We start from the raw sequence: 19,351 nt of genomic DNA, 5'->3' as shown, positions 1-19,351 counted from the left end.
CCCCTTCCATGTAAATTTTTACAATTGAAATGCTCCCAAATAGTAGAACTTTGGCTGTCTTTGCTGTTACTCGAAAAAATATGCGCTAACACTATCTATATCCACTCGTGAAGTGCATCGCTTAAGCTTAATCTTCCAGTCATCTCAAAATTAGCGAGGCCGCTATGAAATCAATCGTGAGTAGTGTTAGCTTGTTGCTAGCAGTACTACACCTGGTAGGAATTAGCACAGAACGGGTACAGGCACAAGCAATCATTCCAGCACCCAATACTACTGCCACCGTATCTGGTGCGGAAGGGAAGATTCTTCTGGCACAAGCTGCTACCCCCACCAAATTAGACAACGCTTTCGACCGAGAAAATTTAACGGAGATAGTGCCGCAAATTGAGCAAACGTGGGAAAAACAATATGAAGATTACTTTCGGCTCAATTTCTCTGACGAGTCAATTACAGCAAAGGATGTCGCCGATACTCTAGGCAAAATCGCGGTTCAAACGGGTCAAAAGCCTGCTCTAATTTATGTAGTGCCTAGAGCAAAACAACTAGAACTGGTGTTGATTACTCCGGGGAATCAACCGATTCACAAGCGCATCTCGGAAGCGAAGAGTGAAGTCCTGCTCAAAGAAGCGGCAAAGTTTAGAGAAAATATCGTAGATCCCAGACAGCGGAATAGTACCCGCTACCTGCCAGCAGCGCAGCAGTTATATCAGTGGATCGTTGCGCCACTGGAGGCAGATTTAAAAACAAATAAGATAGACACGCTAATCTTTTGTGTGGGTGCTGGTCTGCGGACGATACCGCTGGCAGCATTCCATGATGGGCAAAAGTTTCTGGTGGAAAAGTATAATATTGGGCGCATTCCTGCCTTCAAGCTGACAGATACCCTGTATGTGTCTCTGAAGAATTCGCAAGTTCTAGCAATGGGTGCGTCCAAATTCAAGGAGCAAACTCCCTTACCTGCGGTGCCAGTGGAGTTATCTGCGATCGCGCAAAAGCTATGGCAGGGTAAATTCTTCTTAAACCAACAATTCACCCTGGCGAATCTGCAATCGCAACGCGCCTCAGAACCTTATAAAATTATTCACTTGGCGACTCATGCTTTCTTCGAGCCGGGAGACCCGAGCAACTCCTACGTTCAGTTATGGGACGCGAAACTAACACTGGATAAGATGCGGCAATTACGGTGGAACTCTCCACCCGTGGAACTGTTAGTCCTGAGTGCTTGTAGAACTGCTCTCGGCGATAAACAAGCAGAATTAGGCTTTGCGGGGTTAGCCGTTAACTCTGGAGCGAAGTCTGCTGTCGCCAGTTTGTGGTCTGTTAGCGATGAAGGAACCTTAGCGCTGATGACAGAGTTTTATCGGCAACTGAAAGCTGCGCCGATTAAAGCAGAGGCGCTCAGGCAAGCTCAGATAGGGATGTTGCAAGGGAAAGTACGCTGGCAAGATGGTCAGTTGCACAGTTCTAGAGGGGAGATATCCCTGCCGCCAGAACTGGCAGGAATTCAGAACGTGAATCTATCGCACCCCTACTATTGGGCTGCCTTTACCTTAGTCGGCAGCCCCTGGTAATTTTTGATGAATTAGAGAGGTCGATAGACGCGATAGTTGATTTCGGGGAAGATGTTGTCTATTTCCTCGACTTTTTCTAGCCAACCGCTGTCGATTTTGCCATCTTTGATTTCGTCGTAGAGCTTGTGGAAGCGCATCAAGTGCGATCGCGTTCTTCTCACCGCATAAGGCACCATCGTTCCGGTTCGCATAATAAACGCCCAGTCAGAAGATTGTGCCAGCAGCACTTCCCGCGCCGCTTGATTGAGCGCTTTCCACTCCAGCTCATCCGCTGGTTCCCGCCGCGCCAGCTCGATCATCCGCTCTGCTGCCTTATGCAAGTGCGGGTAAATCCATGCGTTCGTTTCATTCAGCCAATACTCGTGGAAGCCTTTATAACCCCAACTCGACTGAGAAGGACGGCAGACTTGCTGCGTAGGATTCTCTTGTAAATAATCAGCCAAATGCGTCATCCGATACGTGCCTTGGTCATACCAAGACTTGCGGAACAGATAATCGATAAACCAAGGACCTTCGTACCACCAGTGACCAAACAATTCCGCATCGTAAGGCGAAACGATGATTGGCGGACGCTGCATAACGTGGTGCAAATGCTCAACTTGCCGCTCTCGGTTATAGGTAAAGTTAGCAGCGTGTTCAGCAGCCTTTTCCCGCGCCCAATAAGGGTCATAAAGTTGCTTATCGCCCAACCCTAAACCGCGCCCAGTAATCTTGTGATATTTGATGCCCGTATTCTTCCGCTGACCGTTGGGCATGATGTAGGGCTTAATGTATTCGTATTCCGCTTCCCAGCCCAAATCTTTGTAAAATTCCCGATATTCCGCCGCACCGGGATAGCCTACTTCCGAAGACCACACCTGTTGCGAAGACTCGTGATCTCGACCAAAGGCAGCAACTCCGGTTTCTGTAAAGATAGGCGCATAAGAGCCAAAGCGGGGACGGGGACGGGCGTAGAGAATACCATGTCCATCCGTCAGGAAGTAGCGCAATCCCGCATCAGCGAGCATCCGCTCTAACCCTTCATAATAGGCGCATTCCGGCAACCAAATCCCTTTAGGAGGACGCCCAAAGTTTTGCTCGTAGTGTTCTACTGCGACCTGAATTTGTGCCCAGACTGCCTGAGGATACATCTTCATCAGCGGCAGGTAGCCGTGCGTTGCGCCGCAGGTGATGATCTCCAGGTTGTTACTATCTAAAAATTGCTTAAACGCCGTTACCAAGTCGCCGTCATAGCGTTCCCAGGTTTGACGAATCTCGCTAAATTCATGAACGTAATGTTCGGCAAGATAGCGAATATGACCGTTATTCGCATTATGCTCAACTTCTAGTTCAACGAGTTCTTCCAGTTTCGCTAAGTGGTCATCGTAGCGCTCTTGCAGTAGCGGATCGCGCAGCATCGACACCAAAGGCGGTGTCATGCTCATGGTGATCTTGAAGTCAATGCCGTCCCGCTTTAAGCCTTCAAATACGTGCAGCAGAGGAATGTAGGTTTCGGTGATGGCTTCAAACAGCCACTCTTCTTCCAGAACGTAGTCACTTTCAGGATGCCGCACGAAGGGCAGGTGGGCATGGAGAACAAGAGCAAGATAGCCGATGGGCATAGTAATTCTGGGGTCTTAGATGGACATGAAATTGAAGCAGGCTGGGCAAAATTGAATTTATTTTAAGATTTTACGGCGAAAGCGAGTCAGCATTCGGCGGGGATTCCCAATAAGTTCCGGTGGTGGTTCGCCTATCCTGGTAATTGACGATCGATTTGCCTGCTCTGTTTTGAAATCAGCGTAAAGTTCAACCTGTGCTAAAAAAAGTAACTTTGACACTTAGCCTGTTAACCGGCGCTCTTTGCGTTGGTGGCTCTTTTCAATCTACGTTCGCCACTCCCCTTATTGTTGCCCAAGAAGCACCTGTCCAAACACCCGCCCCAGAACCAAAAGTCGCTCCATCCGCACCAGCTTCAGAAGCCTCCCCGGCAGCCTCCCCAGCACCGACCACTCAACCAGCGTCGTCTGAGGTAAAGCTGACTTTAGAAGATTTGCCTGCTGGGTTTCAGGAACTCCCACCGGATGTAGCCGTTGAGATTGCCTCCAAATTGGATGTTCTCAGACAACAACTAACGCAAGCAAACATGAAGCCGGAGAACTTCTTTGCTTTCGTTAATCCGGAGAACTACCAAATCGTTTTGGGCTTCACTGGAAATATGCCAAATCAGCCCGAACAAGCTAATTTTGATGCGGGTCTGCAAGAAATGCAGAACCCTCAGAAGCAACAACAGATGTTGAGCCTACTGCGGGAGAGACTCAAAGCATACCAGGGACTAGAAGTTGTAGAATACAAACCCCTGCCGGAACTGAATAACTTGGGGAATGCTTCTAGTGGGATGACGCTGGCTCTGAAGATACAACAGCAACCTGTGCGGATGGATATCGCTGCTTTTCGCCGAAATTCGACAGGAGCGCTAACAGCGGTGATGTACGTCAATGGGAAAAAGCCTGCGGTGCAGGTAGGAGATGTGGTTCGCAAGCTAGATAGCCGGATTTTGCAGGTGTCTCCTGCTGCCAATCTGCCTCGCGCCCGCTAAAGATCGATAGAAAGCGCTAGCAATCTCTCTTATGCGATAGAAGGCGATAGAAGGCAATCGCGTTTCCCAACCAGATTTAAATCCCTTTCGGGGACTTAAATCTGGTTGAAAGTTCGCGGTTTTTCTTTCCCCCGATACAGGCGGAATCGAATTTGAGTGAGATATGCTCGCAGATAAACCCACCGGGCAATAGGAATTAAACGATGGATGACAAGCCGGGAATCGTGTCTGAAGAGACAGAAGCAAACTCCTCAACTTCTGACTCAAAAACAGACCATGCGGAATCTTTAACGCAATCCACGGATGTAAAGAAGCCATCGTTCTTCGATTCAGTTGCGACTGCTGGGCAAGCAGTGGCGAAAACAGTAGCCGGAGTCGGCATGGCAGTTGGTAACACTGCCTTCCAGACAGGGAAAGCTGTGGCGACAACAACGACTGGGGTAGCCCAAGCGGCGGGAAAACAAGCGCAAAAATTGCTCGAACAAACCACACAAGGCGCAGGGCGTGCAGTGACTTTTGTGGGCGACAACTCATTTTTGCGCCACGTCACGAGGGCGTTACCCACGAATTGGTTGCTGGGGATTATCAATCAAGTTGATGTGGTAAAAGCTGAAGCTGATGTTAAAAAGCTACAGCAAAAGTATCCCGACGAAAAACCGAATCAGATTGCTCATCGTCTGATGATGGAGAAAGCGGTTTATGGAGGCGGGATGGGACTGGCGACTAGCTTGTTGCCGGGAGCAGCATTGGCGTTGCTGACGGTTGATTTGGCAGCAACGACGCTATTGCAGTCAGAGATGGTTTATCAGATCGCGGCGGCTTATGGATTAGATTTGAAAGATCCCGCACGTAAGGGTGAAGTGCTGGGCATCTTTGGTTTGTCGTTGGGCGGTTCTCGTGCAATTAAGGCGGGTTTGGGTTTGTTAAAAGCGACGCCAGTGGCGGGTGCGGCAATCGGTGCTAGCGCAAATGCGACGATGATCTATGCGCTGGGGTATGCGGCTTGTCGCTTTTATGAGGCACAGCTGCATTCTGAGGCATCAACGGAAAAGCTGGTAGAGTCTCAGGCAGCAAGCGAGAAGTATTTAGAAACAGCGATCGCGCAACAAGCGATTATGGATCGGATTCTGGTTCATATCATCGTGGCGAGTCATCCGGGCAAATCTTGGGAAGATATCTTACCGTCGTTACAAGCTGCCAAACTTAGCCCTGCTTCTCTAGAAGCGATCGCCAATAACATCAATCAACAACAGCCTTTAGATACGCTTCTAGATCAACTCAATCGGGACTATGCGTTGCCGCTGTTAGCTCAGTGCCATACAATCTCCCAACTAGATAGCGCAGTGACACCAGCAGAATCCCAAGTCATTGAAAAAATCACCCAAAAATTTGATATTGACGTAGAAGCAATTAAAAAAATTGCCAGTTCGATACAAGGCTGACAGACTTTACTAACGCTTGTGCGCGATCGCTCTCATCGCCCCAGTCTGCTTCAAAAAGCGAAGATTGGGGAACGAATCTCGTGCGTTTTTGTCTGTTGAGTGTTAGTCAGGCTTTTGATCTGGGAATCCTAGGAGGGAGACGATACTAAATTTCTCTCCTGCGATCGCTGCTAGCCATGACGAAACAGTGGAATTTTCGAGAACAAACCAGCGCCGGGGAAGAAGCACGCACTAGCGTTGCAGCTTTGATGAACAACAAGGCGTGCAACCAGGGGTACGACTTCTCTGCTCGGACTGGATTCTGTAGCGCTACGTCAGCATCAATAAGTTTAAGTTTGATTGCCTTATCTCTTGCATCTGAAAAACTCACCCCTCAGCTTCTTTTCCTTTGTAATCAAAGCAGAGAATTACTTCTCTTTCCTGGCAGGATAAACGTTGCAGGAAACGCTTCCTGGTACAAGAGATGAGATTTAGGAACTCCAAGTAACTAAATAGGCAGGTAAAAATAAATTTAAAAAATTAATTATCAACTCAACTTAAGAAGTGTTCGGTTGTTTGGATTTTTTGATGATTAGGTTTGTATACTTACTGATATTTTTTTTTGGTTATGACTGAACAAATCTCTCAAATAGCGGCGATGTTTGAACTTGGAGAATCAGAAAGTATTCTTGATAAACTCCCTCCAGAAGCAAAAAAATGGGCGGAAAGCTTGCCTTGGAGCCAGCGCCGTTATGTGCTGTCATTGTGTCATCTAATGTGTGCGGCTACTCCAGAAATGCAAGCCGAATTTCTGGATGATTATACGGCTACTGGCTTAGTTGCCAAAAGACTTCAAGACAAAAATACTCAGCAACGAGTCCAAGACTATTTAACACAATTTCACCTTAAGTTAGACTTAAATGAATCAGTTTTAAGAAGTTATATTAGACAGTTTTATATTCATTCAGCTCAAGATGTAAGTAGGCAACCCGAATTGTACTTAGAATCAGCTCTGCGGCTGGTTCTAAGTTCAGAAGAACGCAACAACGTATTTAACTACATCTTGGGGTTTGAACTGATTAAAATGATGTTTAAAATGAGCTGGTTGCAGCATGAAAGACTCTACCAGCTACAAATTAATCAAGAAGAGTTTTTAAATACTTATATAAAACCAATTCAACATGCTCATCGAATTAATGCAATCGTCGTTCCTAGTCCTAATAATCGTTTTTTTGACAAACGTAATTATTTTGTACAAAAACCTGTAATTACGGAGAAGAAGTTAATACAGCTAGTTATCGCTACTTTTAATACGGATTTAGTTACTCATTTTGGTTTTACAATTATTCGACATCTCAACTCTTTAGTTTTTGACTATGAATATATCTTTGAGGATGAACAAGAAGGTGTATTTAAATAATCCTAATTTGCTTTGGGCTTAAAACTTTATTAGGTTGATCGCGTTAGCCAAGCACAGGGTATGCAGTGCTATAGCCTGGGATGACTGAAACCTCCCTACTCCATAAAGTTGCAAAGGTAGAGGAGGCTTGCAAGTACGTTATTTTTGAGCGCAAAAAAAGACAGGCATTTTGCCTGTCTCATAATGATTCAGTACAACGCCAAACTTAGAAATTCATCTCAGCAGCTTGCACTCTTTCAACTTGCTTCTTCTTCAAGACTAGCAAGACTTGACACAACATGATTGCAGCAATAAATGCCATCAACCACTTGATCCGGGTGGGGCTTTGCAAAACGATTTCGGCGTCCATTTGACCAAATCCACCGACGTTCGGATTGGAGGTCAGCGCTTCGCCAGCTTTAACTTCCTGTCCTTCGGAGACAACTAGCTCTGGACCTGCGGGAATTGTATCAACAACCGCATTGCCTTCTGCTGGTTGGATGGTGACTTCAGAGCCACCTTCTTCAGCTTGGGTAATGGAAGTGATGCGACCCGCTACGGAAGCGCTATAGACGGAATTGTTGCTCTTTTCACCTGTGGGGTAAACCTGACCGCGACCCCGGTTGCCACCCACGTGAATCGCGTATTTACCGAAGAAAACTTTCTTATCGGTCTGTGGATTGGGAGACAGAACGGGGAAGATAATTTCCTGATATTGATCGCCTGGAATGGGACCAACGATGACAATATTTTCTTTGTCTTCGCTGTAGGGTTGGTAGTAGAGTTCCCCAATTTTTTCCTTCATTTCTTCAGGAATTCTATCTTCGGGGGCAATTTTGAAGCCTTCTGGCAACATTAACACAGCACCCACGTTCAAGGGACCTTTGCTACCATCTGCTTGCACTTGCTGCGTGTTGGTGTCGTAAGGAACTTTTACGACAGCTTCAAAAACGGTGTCTGGGAGAACCGATTGAGGAACTTCGATTTGTGTGGGTTTGGCACCGAGGTGACAGTTAGCACACACAATCCGCCCCGTTGCTTCGCGAGGGGTTTCAGGATAGGTTTGCTGTGCCCAGAAGGGATAGGCACTGGCTGATTGGGGAAGGACTAGATCGCTGGCGAGGAATATTGACACGGTGGCGATCGCAACCAGGACGGTTTTGCAAATCGCCTGTTTGCCTATTTTGGATATCGCCGATAAAGAAACTTTTCTCATCTCTCAAGAAGGGATTCTGGGTCGAATTTCAAACAATATCTATCAGTTCTTTGTCCTTAGGTTTCGTTCTTAGTTTTTTGTCCTTTTCATCCTTCGTTTTTGGTCGGTTACAAATAACCGATGACCCATGACGACTAACTGATGACTGATAACTAAGCACCGATGACTAATGACCTTATGTCCACCAAGGATTTTCGCCGGTACGGAAGTCGGTTTCCGTCCAAGGCGTTAATGTAACCTTGTCCTCCGCCACGGTAGCGTGAACCAGTGCCAGAGACAGCGGTGCTGGTCCCCGTACCACCTTGCCGGTGCTGTCATACTGGGAACCGTGGCAGGGACACATAAACTTGTTCTCACCAGAATTCCAAGGAACAACGCAACCCAAGTGGGTGCAGACGGCGTTTAAGCCGTAATTGTCAATGGTTTTCTCCTCGGTCACGACAATGTAGGTGGGGTCGCCTCTGAAGCCTTGAACCAAGGTGCGATCGCCTGGATTATGATTAGCTAAAAAATCACTCACAATGACATCGTTGCCGATGGCATCTTTGGCAGTTAGACCACCACCCGTTCCACCACTCGAAGGGGGGACAAAATACTTAATAACGGGATACAGTGCCCCCAGAGCTGTTCCTGTAATGGTCCCAAAAGTGAGCAAATTCATAAATTGACGACGCCCCATATCGGGAACGTCTGACGAGCTAGAAAGTTGAGCCATGAGTAACGTCTGAGTGTATAGCTATGTGAACAACCCTGGGCTAAGTCCCAGATTTTGTTAAAACTTGCCTAATAAATATATACCAAGCAAGTCGCAAGCCTGTTCGCCACAAACCCTTTTGTAGAAAGGTTTACAGCCTTGCTAAGGGTATTATTACATTCTTTTGCACCGTATCATTAATTTAAGAAGCGCTCCCTTTATGACGAAATGTAAAGAAAAGTAATTGCGATAAAACTATGACAGGACAAGACCTTCGCCAACTCCTGATCGACAAGTGGGGACGCTCATACGATATCCAGATCAGGCGGACTCAGGGCAAAATTTTCCTCCAGGTAATGTGGAAATACTTAGAACAGGCGTCTTTTCCGCTGTCGGAGGCAGACTACATAGCGCACTTGGAGACTGTCGCCAAGTATCTTCATGCTTGGGGTGGAGCTGACCAAGTACAACATTATATTGAACAAACGCGCGATCGCCCTCGACTCGGTAAAGCAGTCAGCATCCCCCTAGACCTCGGCGAGCGAGCCTCGGAGTGGATGCTCGAACAGTTTTAGGAGCCGTACGTGCGATTCCCACTCAATAGAACGACAGCTTCCTGTTAGCACTATTGTCGCATTCACTGCATACCTAAACTATCTTTTGATTCGCAATAGCGGCACCTGTTGCCGAGTGCTTTGTCAATTATTTTTTAAAAGATTTTGATGTATGGGGTTTTTGGGTTGGGAAGCTTCTACTTCTCAAATCAACGTTGACGAACTTATTGCAGAATGGGTAAATTTCTGAATGGAAATTTATTTACCACAGCACCACAATTATCCACGGGCAAGGTGTAAAACGAACCCTCTTGCAAGCTCGCTTCAGCCAAGACAAGGCAAAGCCAAGGGTTTCAATTCGCCCTCGTCTTTGTAAGGTATTTTCGTCTGAAAAGGTTTCTCAAGACAAAATTGAAAATGTTCAGCTCAGCCATTTCACCCTTGAGGTTCGTCGAGTGCAACGATTCAGGGCAATTCCCAATACAGCAGCACTCCAGAGAGTCGAATATGAGGCAGTTCAAAAATTAACCCGTCCAGGTTGCATAGTCCAGGTTGCATAGTATTTTGACGACCTCAGCGCCCTACGAGCTTAACCAAGCCAATCCCGCTGTAGTAGAGTCCCAAGACGGCACCTGCGAGCAGGCTTTGGGTGAGGGGGTCGGTGGAAGGCGTCAGGATGGCACCCAAAATTGCTGCTCCCAGGATCACAAACCGCCAGCCAGATAGCATTTGCCCAGAAGAGACAATTCCCAAAAAGCCGAGTAGCAGCTGAACGATCGGAATTTGAAATGCCAATCCGGTGCTAAACATCAGCAGCAACACGAATTCAAAATATCGGTCAATTGACCACAGCTGCTCGACGACATCTGCCCCGTAACTGATGAAGAAATTCAGAGCGGCTGGAATTAATGCTACATAGGCAAATGCCAGTCCCCCCACAAACAAGACACCCGACCCTAAAACAACGGGTCCTACTAAGCGGCGTTCGCGGCGAGTGAGTCCTGGGAGAACAAACAGGATGAGCTGGTACAGGATAAAGGGGCTGGCTACGAGCAAGCCACTGTAACCGGCAACTTTAATGGAGACAAAGAAGTATTCTCCCGGTGCCAGCTGGAGGAACTTGACGCCCTGCGCCGGTACTTCCAGCAGTTGGACAATTGGCTTGACAAACAGGAAGCAGCCAATAACACCTAAGGCAACTGCAATCAGCGCATAGAAAATCCGCCGCCGCAACTCCTCCAGATGGTCGAATAGAGACATCTCGATCTCAGCGGGCAGCTCATCAAGGTATTCATCTTCTAGATTGCGGTTCGCTGATTCCGGCTCCAGGCCTGGATTTAGCTGGGATGCGGTATCGACTTCTGAAGGAAGCGTCATCGGTCAAGTTTGATTTGAAGATTTCTTGACTATTGTATCCGGGTCATCCGTACCGTGCGATCGCGCATGGCTCACCGACCCTTAAAAATTGAACAAAGCACAGAAATGGAAATCAACGCCACTCTTAAAAGCTGGTAATGGGGAATCGGTCATCGAAAATGGGTTTTTACCAATTTCCAATTCCCAATTCCCTAAAAAGCGATCTTTAATCGCGCCTAAGTGCAAATTCCAATTTTTAATTTTTGAATGCGGTTGGCTGACCTTCGGAGTATTTTGCTACCTGCTGGGAGATTTTCGGATTGTACAGGCGTAAGTAATTCCAGTAGTTGCCAAACACATTTTTGACATAACCCTGCGTTTCATCAAAGGGAATGGCTTCGACGAATTCATCTGGATCGCTGACTTTTTTGCCTTGGAGCCACTTTGACAGATTACCAGAACCGGCATTGTAACTTGCGATCGCTAACATGGAGTTATTTTTGTAGCGATCGTGAATTTCATCCAGATACCAGGTGCCTAATTTAACGTTGTCGTTGGGATTTTCCAGGCTATATTTCTTGAGGCCAATGTTTTCGGCAACCCATTTACTGGTTTCCGGCATCACCTGCATTAAGCCAACCGCACCGGCAGTGGAACGGATTTTTGGCTCAAAGCGGGATTCCTGTCGGATCACAGAGATCACGAGCAAGGGATTGAGTTGACGTTGTTGAGACCAGTTTTCAATCGCTTCGACATAAAGCGTCGGATACAAAGCCTGCCAGTAAGCAATTTGTTGTGTTAGAGCTTTGTACTGTGCTTGCTCCTCCGGGTTCTCACGGTCTTCTAAGCTGGAGATTTTAGCAATTCCTTGCAAGTGGTCTCCCATATTGAGCCGAAGCAAACCATCGGTAAATTGTTCTGCCACCGTTGGGTTGACCCGGTTTTCAAACTCCGCTTGCCAGAGCCTCCAGGCATCTTTGCCTTGACCCATTTGGTAAAGTTCTTGTAAAGCAGCAGAACCCACGGGCAATGACGGTCGCTTGGCAGGCCATTCTACTTTCGGATCTCGCTGACGCACGCTGTTAAAGTCTCCCACATCCCAGCCCAGCATGACGGCAGACCGCCAAGCATAGTAAGACTGGGGATACTTCGCCACGACGTTCTCAAAAGCTGCTTTCGCCTCCTGCTTGCGTCCCAGCTTGTTTGACCATTTACCCACCCAAAAAGCCGCCCGACGAGCTAATTCGCTATCAGGATTCTGAGTGGCGATCGGCTTGGCGATTTGCAGCGCCTCTTGGTAATTTCCACCCCGCGCCTTCGATTGAGCTAATTTCCACCGATATTCTGCCGCGGCATCGGTATTGCCATACTTGGTGAGTAATGATTGACGCGCTTCGGCTGCGGACTCAGAACTTTTAAGACTATCGAGAATTTTCGCTTCTAATAGGATGGCTTCGCCAGCTCGGTCGGGGAATTGACTGATAACTTGGTCGAGATAAGGAACCGCCTCGATAGCGGGACCGATTTTGGCGATCTGGATGAGCGCGGTTGCACTTTCGTTCGCATTTGGGAAGTCTTGCACCACCTCTTTATAAGCGCGGAGGGCTTTAACTTTCTTCTCGGCGAGATCGAGTCCCCTAGCGACCCGGTAGGCGTTGTGGGGGGTGCGGGGGGCTTTGGCATAAGCAGTACTGGCTTGACCGTATTTCCGGTTTCCCCAGTAGCCTAAAGCGATCGCTTCCCATACTTCTGGCTTGAGTTGCTCTGCTGGCAAACCTATCAACTTATCTAGCACTGAAGTAATTCCTGGAGTGTCAAAGGCATACTTTGCCAGCGACACCATCAATTTTGCTTGGTTGGGATTGTCTTTGAGTAAGGCGTGGGCGATTTCCAGACTACGGGGATGACTGGGAAATTTCTCAACGGCTTCTTCCCAATATTTCGGTTCCGTCTTCCCCAACACATATAAAGCTTCGACTGACACGGGATCTTGAGAATGGTGTTTTAACAAACCTTCCCAAGCTGCCTTGGCTTTTCGGGTGTTGCCGGTGAGTTCGTAAGCTTGCGCTCTCCGAAGAGCAATGTGTCCGTCTAGGACGCGATATTCAAACTCTAATCCTTTTAACCATTCCAGTGCTTTTTCTCCCTGTTTGGAGGCAATCAGATCGCTTGCCAGGAGATAACGGGCGCGGCTGCGGTCGAGGGATCTTGGCCCTGTCGCGATCGCTTCTAGTTGTGATGCCCGCTTTTGTGGGGGTAGCGAGATTAAAGACACAATCGCAGAGTTGTCGATCTGATTTCCCGACATCAAGAAACTGCCGTACCCATGCATCGGCACCCAGCCAACTACTTTTTCCAGCCAGACGCCATACTTAGTTGGCAAAAAGGTGGCTCCCAAAAGGATTGCGCTTAGTCCCACACCCGCAGCGATCGCGACTTTGTTTCTCCGTCTAGATTGATAGGGGCGAGAAAAACTAAACTGTGACTTTCTCCGAGCAAAAATCGAGCGTGACTTCCTCATGTAACCTCCTGGCGGCGGACATTGCTCTCTCCATCTGGCATTTCAGTAACGTCGATTTCGTTATTTGCTTTTTCCAGATGGAAGACCAAACTGGTCGTATTATTGACAAGCCATCCTTCTAGTAACTGGCGGCTCGTTGACTCTTTATCGCTAATAGGTAAAAATCCTTTAGAGAAAAAAGAATGGAAGGAAAGCGTGACTGACACGCCGCGTTTGCACTTGAGGGAGATCCCCTGACATTTGGATGATTTAAGGAAGCGATGGAATTGACCAGCATTCTAAATTTGAGCGATGAGAAGATCGCGAGTATTTTGCAGCCCCTGATTTGAGAGCCTAATTTTAAAGTTGGTAGCCGTGCCATCATACGCTTGGGTTCCGGTAGCCTGATTCGCGGTCATCATGCTTATGGAACTAAACAATAAACGTTGAAATTAGACAGCTCTTACAAAGCAGTCGCTGCTGGTGCCCGATTAATGAATGAAGCACAAGCGCAAAACTCTTTGAATTCGCTGGTTATTGGGTGATACAAGCTCCCGCGCTGACTGCTTCACTCAGCAGCCATTGACATGGAACTCTATCTAAACCAGGATAATCGATTTAAGCGAACAGCCGAAGATTAGTGATCCCCGTCAGTGGGCGCGAGGAAATTTTAGGCAGCAAGCGATCGCTTCTATGAGAACAACAGTGTTCAAAATTGATTAACACAAATTCATGAAAAATTTATATTATCCCCTCACATCTGGGAGAAAATCCCCCAACAGAGAGTAGACACGCGGATGTTTCAGCAATCACTGGATAGCCGCAGATATTACCTGCTAGAAGCTGCCCAGAAATGCTTAAAAATTCTTCAAGTTTTCAGGATATATGAAACTTCTTGCAAAAATGACAAAGCCAGACGAGAGCAGGCTAAATAAAATTGTGCTTTTACACGAGTTAAAAGATTTTTGCAAGAAGTCTTTGATTAATTTTTGAGTGCAGTTGGCTGACCATCCGAATATTTGGCGACCAACTGGGCAACCTGTGGATTGTACAATCTAAGGTAATTCCAGTAGTTCCCAAACACCTGTCTGACGTAGCCTTTAGTTTCCTCAAAGGGAATTTCTTCGACAAATTCATCAGGATCGATAGATGGCCCTTTCTCTTTTAGCCATTTCGATACATTACCGGGACCCGCATTGTAACTGGCAACCGCTAACAAGGAATTATTGTTGTATTCCTTGTGGGTAAAATCTAAAAACCAGGTACCCAGCTTCACGTTATCGTTGGGATTTTCGGTGTTAAATTGCTTGACGCCAATTTTATCCGCCACCCATTTGCCGGTTCCGGGCATGACCTGCATTAAGCCAACTGCACCCGCAACCGAACGAATTTTTGGCTCAAATCGGGACTCTTGCCGAATCAGGGCGGTGACAAGCAGGGGATTGAGCTGGCGCTGTTGCGACCAGTTTTCGATAATTTCCAAGAACGGGAACGGATACAAGGTGTGCCAGTAAACTGGTTGTTTGCGGATTGCTTTGTATTCAGCTTGCTCTTCGGGTGTTTCTCGGTCTTCTAGAGTCGAGACCAGGTTCATTCCTTTCAGGTGGTTGCCCAATCCCACCTGCATGATGCCGTTAGTAAATTGTTCGGCAACGGTTGGCTGCATCCGGTTCTGAAATTCTGCCTGCCAGAGCGTCCAAGCATCCCATTTTTGACCGAGCTGGTACAATTCCTTCAACGTTTCAGACCCGGCAGGTAGGATGGGATGCTCGTCAGGTCGCACCACCTGCGGGGACAATTGACGCACGGTGGTAAAGTCTCCGACGTCCCAGCCCAACAAGACGGCAGATCGCCACGCATAGTAAGACTGGGGGTATTTCGCTAGTACGTGTTCGTATGCGGCTTTTGCATCCTGCTGACGCCCTAGTTTTGCGGCCCATTTGCCGACCCAAAAGCCAGCTCTGGGAGCCAATATATGATTGGGGTTTTGGTTGGCGATTGGTTGCGCCCATTGCCAAGCCCCTAAGAAATCCCCTAGCGTCGCCTTGGCTTGGGCGACTTTCCAGCGGTATTCTGCCGCGACATCGGAACTGCCATGTTTAGTCAGGAGCAATTGACGAGCTTCTGCGGCTGATTTGTCGCTGTTGAGACGATCGAGGATTTCGGCTTTGGCGAGGAGTGCCTCACCGGCTTCGTCGGGAAATTTGCGGATGACGATGTCGAGATAGGCGATCGCTTCCGGTGGCTGGGATGATAAAGAAGCCAGCCGCCTCAAAGCGAGTCCGGTTTCTTTGGCATCGGGAAATTGCTGAATCATCTGTTGATAAGCAATTTTCGCTTCGGTTCGTTTCTCGCCGAGATGGAGTCCGCGCCCAATGCGGTAGGCGTGGAGGGAGGTGCGGGGGGCTTTGGCGTAGGCTTGTCCGGCTTTGCGGTACTGACCGTTTTCCCAATAGCTATAAGCGATCGCTTGCCAATCTTCTGGCTTGAGTAGCCCTGTACCTTGCTGTTTGAGCGCCGCTTCCTGCAAAGTCACCAGCCGATCCAGAATCGGGAGAATGCCGGGGTCGCTTGGAGCATTTTTGGCTAAATGTAAGAGTAATCTGGGTTGATTGGGATTCTTACTCAGGGAAGAACGCACAATTTCCAGGGTGCGCGGATGGCTTTTGAACTGAGCGATCGCTTGTTCTCGATACTTAGGATTCGTTTGCCCCAACACAAACAACGCTTCTGCGGCGACCGGATTATCGGGATAACTTTCGAGTAAATTCTGCCAAGCTGCGGTAGCTTTTGCTTTGTCCCCGGCAAGTTGGTAAGCTTGGGCGCGTTTCAGGGCGATGTAAGGGGCAAGAACCGGATAGTCTGCCTCCAATCCTTCCAAAGACGCGATCGCTTTTTTAGGCTGCTGTTGTTGGAGCGAATCGTTCGCCAACAGATAGCGGGCGCGATTGCGTTCTGGGGATGGGGTGCCATTGGCGATCTCTTCGAGTTGTGCGACCCGCTGTGCCGCCGGTAGCGACGCCAATGGCAAAACAGAATTCTTGGATTGGCTCCCCGGATTCAAAAGGGTTTTATCGGGGGACTGACCGTTCGGGGTTAATTTCTCCAGCCAACTGGTTAATTGCGGGACTGACAGCGTTGCTCCAGCGACTAGCGCTAGTAGTCCGGCTCCAACACTTAGCAAAATTTTATTTTTCTGTGCAAGCTTTAGCATCGATCCTTATCCTTACCAACCCAAAAAGGGCAACAACCTTGTATTCCGTTAGTACCGTCTACAGAGAATCCAACGCAGCTCCATCGGAGGGGTTTCTTGGATGGGAAACACGTCACGTCCGCTCGTCCAGGATACAAACCAATTAGTTGGGGGCCATGCCTCTTGCGGAAGGTGAGCGCGCTCATAATCAAGCACAGACTCATCTGACAGCATTTCCAGAGGTAAGTCCTCCATCGCTCGCTTCAGCTCCGATCGCGTCATGATATACGATGCCGCTACCTGTGACATTTCCCGCACCCGATCGTTTGGCTCATATCCATCCACAGCTAAGAAGAGGTTGAACAGCAACAGACCGCTACCTTGGATAACATCGCACATTTTCGCCAAGAGTAAGCGGACTTGATCGTTATCCCGGAAGTGAGACACCACTTCCGCCACAATTGCAAATTTGTAATAAGCGGGTCGCATTCTCACCAAGGGGTCGAGGATATCACCCTGGATGACTCGAATCGGTAAATTTTCCGCCACTGCCGCATTTAACACTTGTTCCGCCAAACCAGGAGTCAATTCTAAAGCATCAACCGGATGGCCTTTTCGCGCCAAGGGAAGGCTATTGCGACCTGTTCCTGCTCCCACATCAAGAATTGGGTTCCGAGCCGGATCTCTAAATTGGGCAGCCGTTGCCATGACTTTCGCGTCTGGGTGACTACCAAATAGGGGCGGCTCTCGGTTCTGAATCCACTGCTGGTACTCCTGGGCAACCGATAAAATCCTGGTTGAGACGTTACAGGTGAGGCTATTTAAGGAAGTAGGATCGGGTTGGTACTGAATGACTAATCGAGCATGAGGAGAAGCCAGAAAACCTTCTTGAATATTAGATGCAATCAAATCGCGCAATTTTTGCAGTTCTTCAGGAGAGAGTTGGCGACCAATCGCCTCAAACAGCCGCACTAGCCGATTGAGTGCATAATCTAGCATTGATGGCACGCAGGGCATCGTCAGTTCACCGCGGGCAGAGGAATGATGATTAAACTGTCTCTGGATATCTTGCTGTAGCACGCTCGGATCGGGGCGGGCTACCGACTGGTTGCTAGGAACTGGCGCATTGGATGGCGACGAAAGAGGTTGGGGTTCTCCCCTAGCTTTTGAAACCATCAATCCGCTCCTAAGTCCAATCGGAAAAAGTGTATTCCTATAAAGTGTATCTACAGGGGACAAGTTACGCGGGTGGGCAGACGAGTCTTGTTGATGATTTTTGAGCAATACTGTTACAGGTAGTGCTTTAAGGTAAGAGCCGGGGATGGATATTCGAGCGATTGATACGCCGCGTTTGGACTGGGCTGGGGACGCTCTCGCCCTTGGTTTTTTTGAGGATGCGGTAGAGGTGACAGACGATTTAGCGGTGCTGGATGAGAAGTTTGCCGGTACGCTGAACGAACTGATTGCAGAAACAGAATTTAAGGGAAAAGAAGGGAGTAGTGCCGTCACCCGCGTGGGTGCAGGTAGCCCGGTTCGGAAAATTATTCTGGTAGGACTGGGGAAAGCAGAGGCTTTTCAACCGGATACTCTGCGGCGAATTGGTGCGGCGATCGCGCGGTTAGCGAAGAAGGAAAAGAGTAAAATCCTGGGGATTAGCCTGCCGGTGTGGAATCAGGCACCCGATGCAACGGCTGGCGCGATCGCTGAAGGGATACTGCTAGCTCTTCATCAGGATAATCGCTTTAAGTCAGAACCGGAGGATAAGGATCCGCAGCTAGAGCGGGTGGATTTACTCGGATTGGCAGGTCAGGAAGAAGCCATTAATCGCGCTCAATTCCTATCTTCGGGGGTGATTCTGGCGCGGGAACTGGTTGCTGCACCGCCGAATGAATGCACTCCCATAACGATGGCTCAAACCGCACAAGCGATCGCGTCTAACCACAACCTCCAGTTGGAAATTCTGGAACAAGAAGAGTGCGAAAAATTGGGCATGGGGGCGTTCCTCGGTGTTGCCAAAGCTTCCGATATGCCCCCTAAATTCATCCATCTCACTTACAAGCCAGAAGGAACACCCCGCCGGAAAGTGGCTATCATCGGCAAGGGTCTGACTTTCGATTCGGGTGGTCTGAACATTAAGGGCGCGGGTAGCGGCATCGAAACCATGAAAATGGACATGGGAGGTGCTGCGGCTACCTTCGGTGCGGCGAAGGCAATTGGTCAACTCAAACCAGATGTTGAAGTTCACTTTATCTCAGCCGTCACTGAGAATATGATCAGCGGTCACGCCATGCACCCAGGCGACATCCTCAAGGCATCCAATGGCAAAACGATTGAAGTGAACAACACGGATGCGGAAGGTCGATTGACTTTAGCCGATGCGCTGGTATTTGCGGAAAAGCTCGGCGTTGATGCCATTGTCGATTTAGCCACCCTGACGGGTGCTTGCGTCATTGCCCTAGGCGATGATATTGCTGGGTTGTTTACCCCCGATGACACAGTTGCTCAAGAGTTGCTGCAAGCATCGGAAAAGGCAGGGGAAAAGCTGTGGCGGATGCCGATGGAAGAGAAATACTTTGAAGGCATCAAGTCTCCGATTGCCGATCTGAAAAATACCGGCCCTCGTCCGGGTGGTTCGATTACGGCTGCCTTATTCCTAAAGCAGTTCGTCCAAGAGACACCTTGGGCGCACCTCGACATTGCCGGTCCCGTCTGGGCGGATAAAGAGAACGGTGTCAACAATTCCGGTGCTACGGGTTACGGTGTCCGCACTCTCGTTAACTGGGTCCTGAGCCACTGATATCTCAGAGACATCCCGATTATCCAAGGCTTGGTAATCGGGAATGGTGAGTTGTCGTAGGGACACAGGCAA

At 48.5% G+C, this 19,351-nt stretch carries 15 protein-coding genes; 6 read left to right on the top strand and 9 right to left on the bottom strand.

The annotated features are described in order from the left end of the window. Positions 1-164 precede the first annotated feature (164 nt). Positions 165-1,571, top strand: coding sequence for a CHAT domain-containing protein (locus NDI33_RS00335; protein ID WP_190678086.1), 1,407 nt, complete (start codon positions 165-167; stop codon positions 1,569-1,571). Between the two features lie 11 nt (positions 1,572-1,582). On the opposite strand, the gene NDI33_RS00330 is transcribed toward NDI33_RS00335, so the two are convergent. Then, positions 1,583-3,172 carry a glycoside hydrolase family 57 protein gene (locus tag NDI33_RS00330; protein ID WP_190678084.1) on the bottom strand — a complete coding sequence of 530 codons (1,590 nt, stop codon included), beginning with the start codon at positions 3,170-3,172 and terminating at the stop codon, positions 1,583-1,585. 212 nt (positions 3,173-3,384) lie between these two features. Here NDI33_RS00330 and NDI33_RS00325 point away from each other — a divergent pair, with 212 nt between their 5' ends. Together NDI33_RS00325 and NDI33_RS00320 are read left to right on the top strand one after the other, a co-directional pair. After that, positions 3,385-4,149, top strand: a complete 765-nt coding sequence (locus NDI33_RS00325) for a hypothetical protein (protein ID WP_190412178.1) — start codon at positions 3,385-3,387, stop codon at positions 4,147-4,149. A 203-nt stretch (positions 4,150-4,352) separates the two neighbouring features. Then, positions 4,353-5,591, top strand: coding sequence for an EcsC family protein (locus NDI33_RS00320; RefSeq protein ID WP_190678081.1), 1,239 nt, complete (start codon positions 4,353-4,355; stop codon positions 5,589-5,591). A 145-nt stretch (positions 5,592-5,736) separates the two neighbouring features. Here NDI33_RS00320 and NDI33_RS00315 read toward each other — a convergent pair whose 3' ends face one another. Next, a complete protein-coding gene (locus NDI33_RS00315; protein WP_190428854.1) occupies positions 5,737-5,961 on the bottom strand; it encodes a hypothetical protein in 225 nt (74 codons plus the stop codon). 237 nt (positions 5,962-6,198) lie between these two features. Here NDI33_RS00315 and NDI33_RS00310 point away from each other — a divergent pair, with 237 nt between their 5' ends. Next, a complete protein-coding gene (locus NDI33_RS00310; protein WP_190428855.1) occupies positions 6,199-6,990 on the top strand; it encodes a cobyrinic acid a,c-diamide synthase in 792 nt (263 codons plus the stop codon). 205 nt (positions 6,991-7,195) lie between these two features. Here NDI33_RS00310 and petA read toward each other — a convergent pair whose 3' ends face one another. Both petA and petC read right to left on the bottom strand, forming a co-directional pair. Further along, on the bottom strand, positions 7,196-8,185 hold the full coding sequence (gene petA / locus NDI33_RS00305) for a cytochrome f (protein ID WP_190412181.1): 990 nt from the start codon (positions 8,183-8,185) through the stop codon (positions 7,196-7,198). Positions 8,186-8,360: 175 nt separating this feature from the next. Beyond that, positions 8,361-8,900, bottom strand: coding sequence for a cytochrome b6-f complex iron-sulfur subunit (gene petC, locus NDI33_RS00300; RefSeq protein WP_190412182.1), 540 nt, complete (start codon positions 8,898-8,900; stop codon positions 8,361-8,363). A 236-nt stretch (positions 8,901-9,136) separates the two neighbouring features. Here petC and NDI33_RS00295 point away from each other — a divergent pair, with 236 nt between their 5' ends. Beyond that, positions 9,137-9,454 carry a DUF3067 family protein gene (locus NDI33_RS00295; RefSeq protein WP_190678078.1) on the top strand — a complete coding sequence of 106 codons (318 nt, stop codon included), beginning with the start codon at positions 9,137-9,139 and terminating at the stop codon, positions 9,452-9,454. Between the two features lie 552 nt (positions 9,455-10,006). On the opposite strand, the gene tatC is transcribed toward NDI33_RS00295, so the two are convergent. From tatC to NDI33_RS00270, 5 genes are all read right to left on the bottom strand, one after another. Then, positions 10,007-10,810, bottom strand: coding sequence for a twin-arginine translocase subunit TatC (gene tatC / locus NDI33_RS00290; protein WP_190412185.1), 804 nt, complete (start codon positions 10,808-10,810; stop codon positions 10,007-10,009). Positions 10,811-11,045: 235 nt separating this feature from the next. Further along, positions 11,046-13,310, bottom strand: a complete 2,265-nt coding sequence (locus NDI33_RS00285; protein WP_190678075.1) for a transglycosylase SLT domain-containing protein — start codon at positions 13,308-13,310, stop codon at positions 11,046-11,048. Then, positions 13,307-13,516, bottom strand: a complete 210-nt coding sequence (locus NDI33_RS00280) for a hypothetical protein (protein WP_190436084.1) — start codon at positions 13,514-13,516, stop codon at positions 13,307-13,309. Before NDI33_RS00280 ends, NDI33_RS00285 begins: the two co-directional genes overlap by 4 nt. 755 nt (positions 13,517-14,271) lie before the next feature. Then, entirely contained in the window at positions 14,272-16,503 is a 2,232-nt protein-coding gene (locus NDI33_RS00275) for a transglycosylase SLT domain-containing protein (protein ID WP_190678072.1), read from the bottom strand. 48 nt (positions 16,504-16,551) lie between these two features. Beyond that, the gene (locus tag NDI33_RS00270; RefSeq protein WP_190678069.1) at positions 16,552-17,658 is read right to left on the bottom strand and encodes a class I SAM-dependent methyltransferase; all 1,107 of its coding nucleotides are present in this window, start codon (positions 17,656-17,658) and stop codon (positions 16,552-16,554) included. Between the two features lie 145 nt (positions 17,659-17,803). On the opposite strand from NDI33_RS00270, the gene NDI33_RS00265 reads away from it, so the two are divergent. Continuing rightward, complete coding sequence (locus NDI33_RS00265; RefSeq protein WP_190678066.1) at positions 17,804-19,279, top strand: leucyl aminopeptidase; 1,476 nt, start codon at positions 17,804-17,806, stop codon at positions 19,277-19,279. Positions 19,280-19,351 lie beyond the last annotated feature (72 nt).

This window comes from Trichocoleus sp. DQ-A1, assembly GCF_039961955.1.
Classification (GTDB): Bacteria; Cyanobacteriota; Cyanobacteriia; order Cyanobacteriales; family FACHB-T130; genus FACHB-T130.
Note: the sequence above shows the minus strand (reverse complement) of the source record. Positions and strands in the feature narration are given on the sequence as shown.

What these genes read in the sequence shown, in the direction of transcription:
- NDI33_RS00335 (WP_190678086.1), top strand. Translation starts at nt 165, where the DNA reads ATGAAATCAATCGTGAGTAGTGTTAGCTTGTTGCTAGCAGTACTACAC.
- NDI33_RS00330 (WP_190678084.1), bottom strand. Translation starts at nt 3,172, where the DNA reads ATGCCCATCGGCTATCTTGCTCTTGTTCTCCATGCCCACCTGCCCTTC.
- NDI33_RS00320 (WP_190678081.1), top strand. Translation starts at nt 4,353, where the DNA reads ATGGATGACAAGCCGGGAATCGTGTCTGAAGAGACAGAAGCAAACTCC.
- NDI33_RS00310 (WP_190428855.1), top strand. Translation starts at nt 6,199, where the DNA reads ATGACTGAACAAATCTCTCAAATAGCGGCGATGTTTGAACTTGGAGAA.
- petA (WP_190412181.1), bottom strand. Translation starts at nt 8,185, where the DNA reads ATGAGAAAAGTTTCTTTATCGGCGATATCCAAAATAGGCAAACAGGCG.
- petC (WP_190412182.1), bottom strand. Translation starts at nt 8,900, where the DNA reads ATGGCTCAACTTTCTAGCTCGTCAGACGTTCCCGATATGGGGCGTCGT.
- NDI33_RS00295 (WP_190678078.1), top strand. Translation starts at nt 9,137, where the DNA reads ATGACAGGACAAGACCTTCGCCAACTCCTGATCGACAAGTGGGGACGC.
- tatC (WP_190412185.1), bottom strand. Translation starts at nt 10,810, where the DNA reads ATGACGCTTCCTTCAGAAGTCGATACCGCATCCCAGCTAAATCCAGGC.
- NDI33_RS00285 (WP_190678075.1), bottom strand. Translation starts at nt 13,310, where the DNA reads ATGAGGAAGTCACGCTCGATTTTTGCTCGGAGAAAGTCACAGTTTAGT.
- NDI33_RS00275 (WP_190678072.1), bottom strand. Translation starts at nt 16,503, where the DNA reads ATGCTAAAGCTTGCACAGAAAAATAAAATTTTGCTAAGTGTTGGAGCC.
- NDI33_RS00270 (WP_190678069.1), bottom strand. Translation starts at nt 17,658, where the DNA reads ATGGTTTCAAAAGCTAGGGGAGAACCCCAACCTCTTTCGTCGCCATCC.
- NDI33_RS00265 (WP_190678066.1), top strand. Translation starts at nt 17,804, where the DNA reads ATGGATATTCGAGCGATTGATACGCCGCGTTTGGACTGGGCTGGGGAC.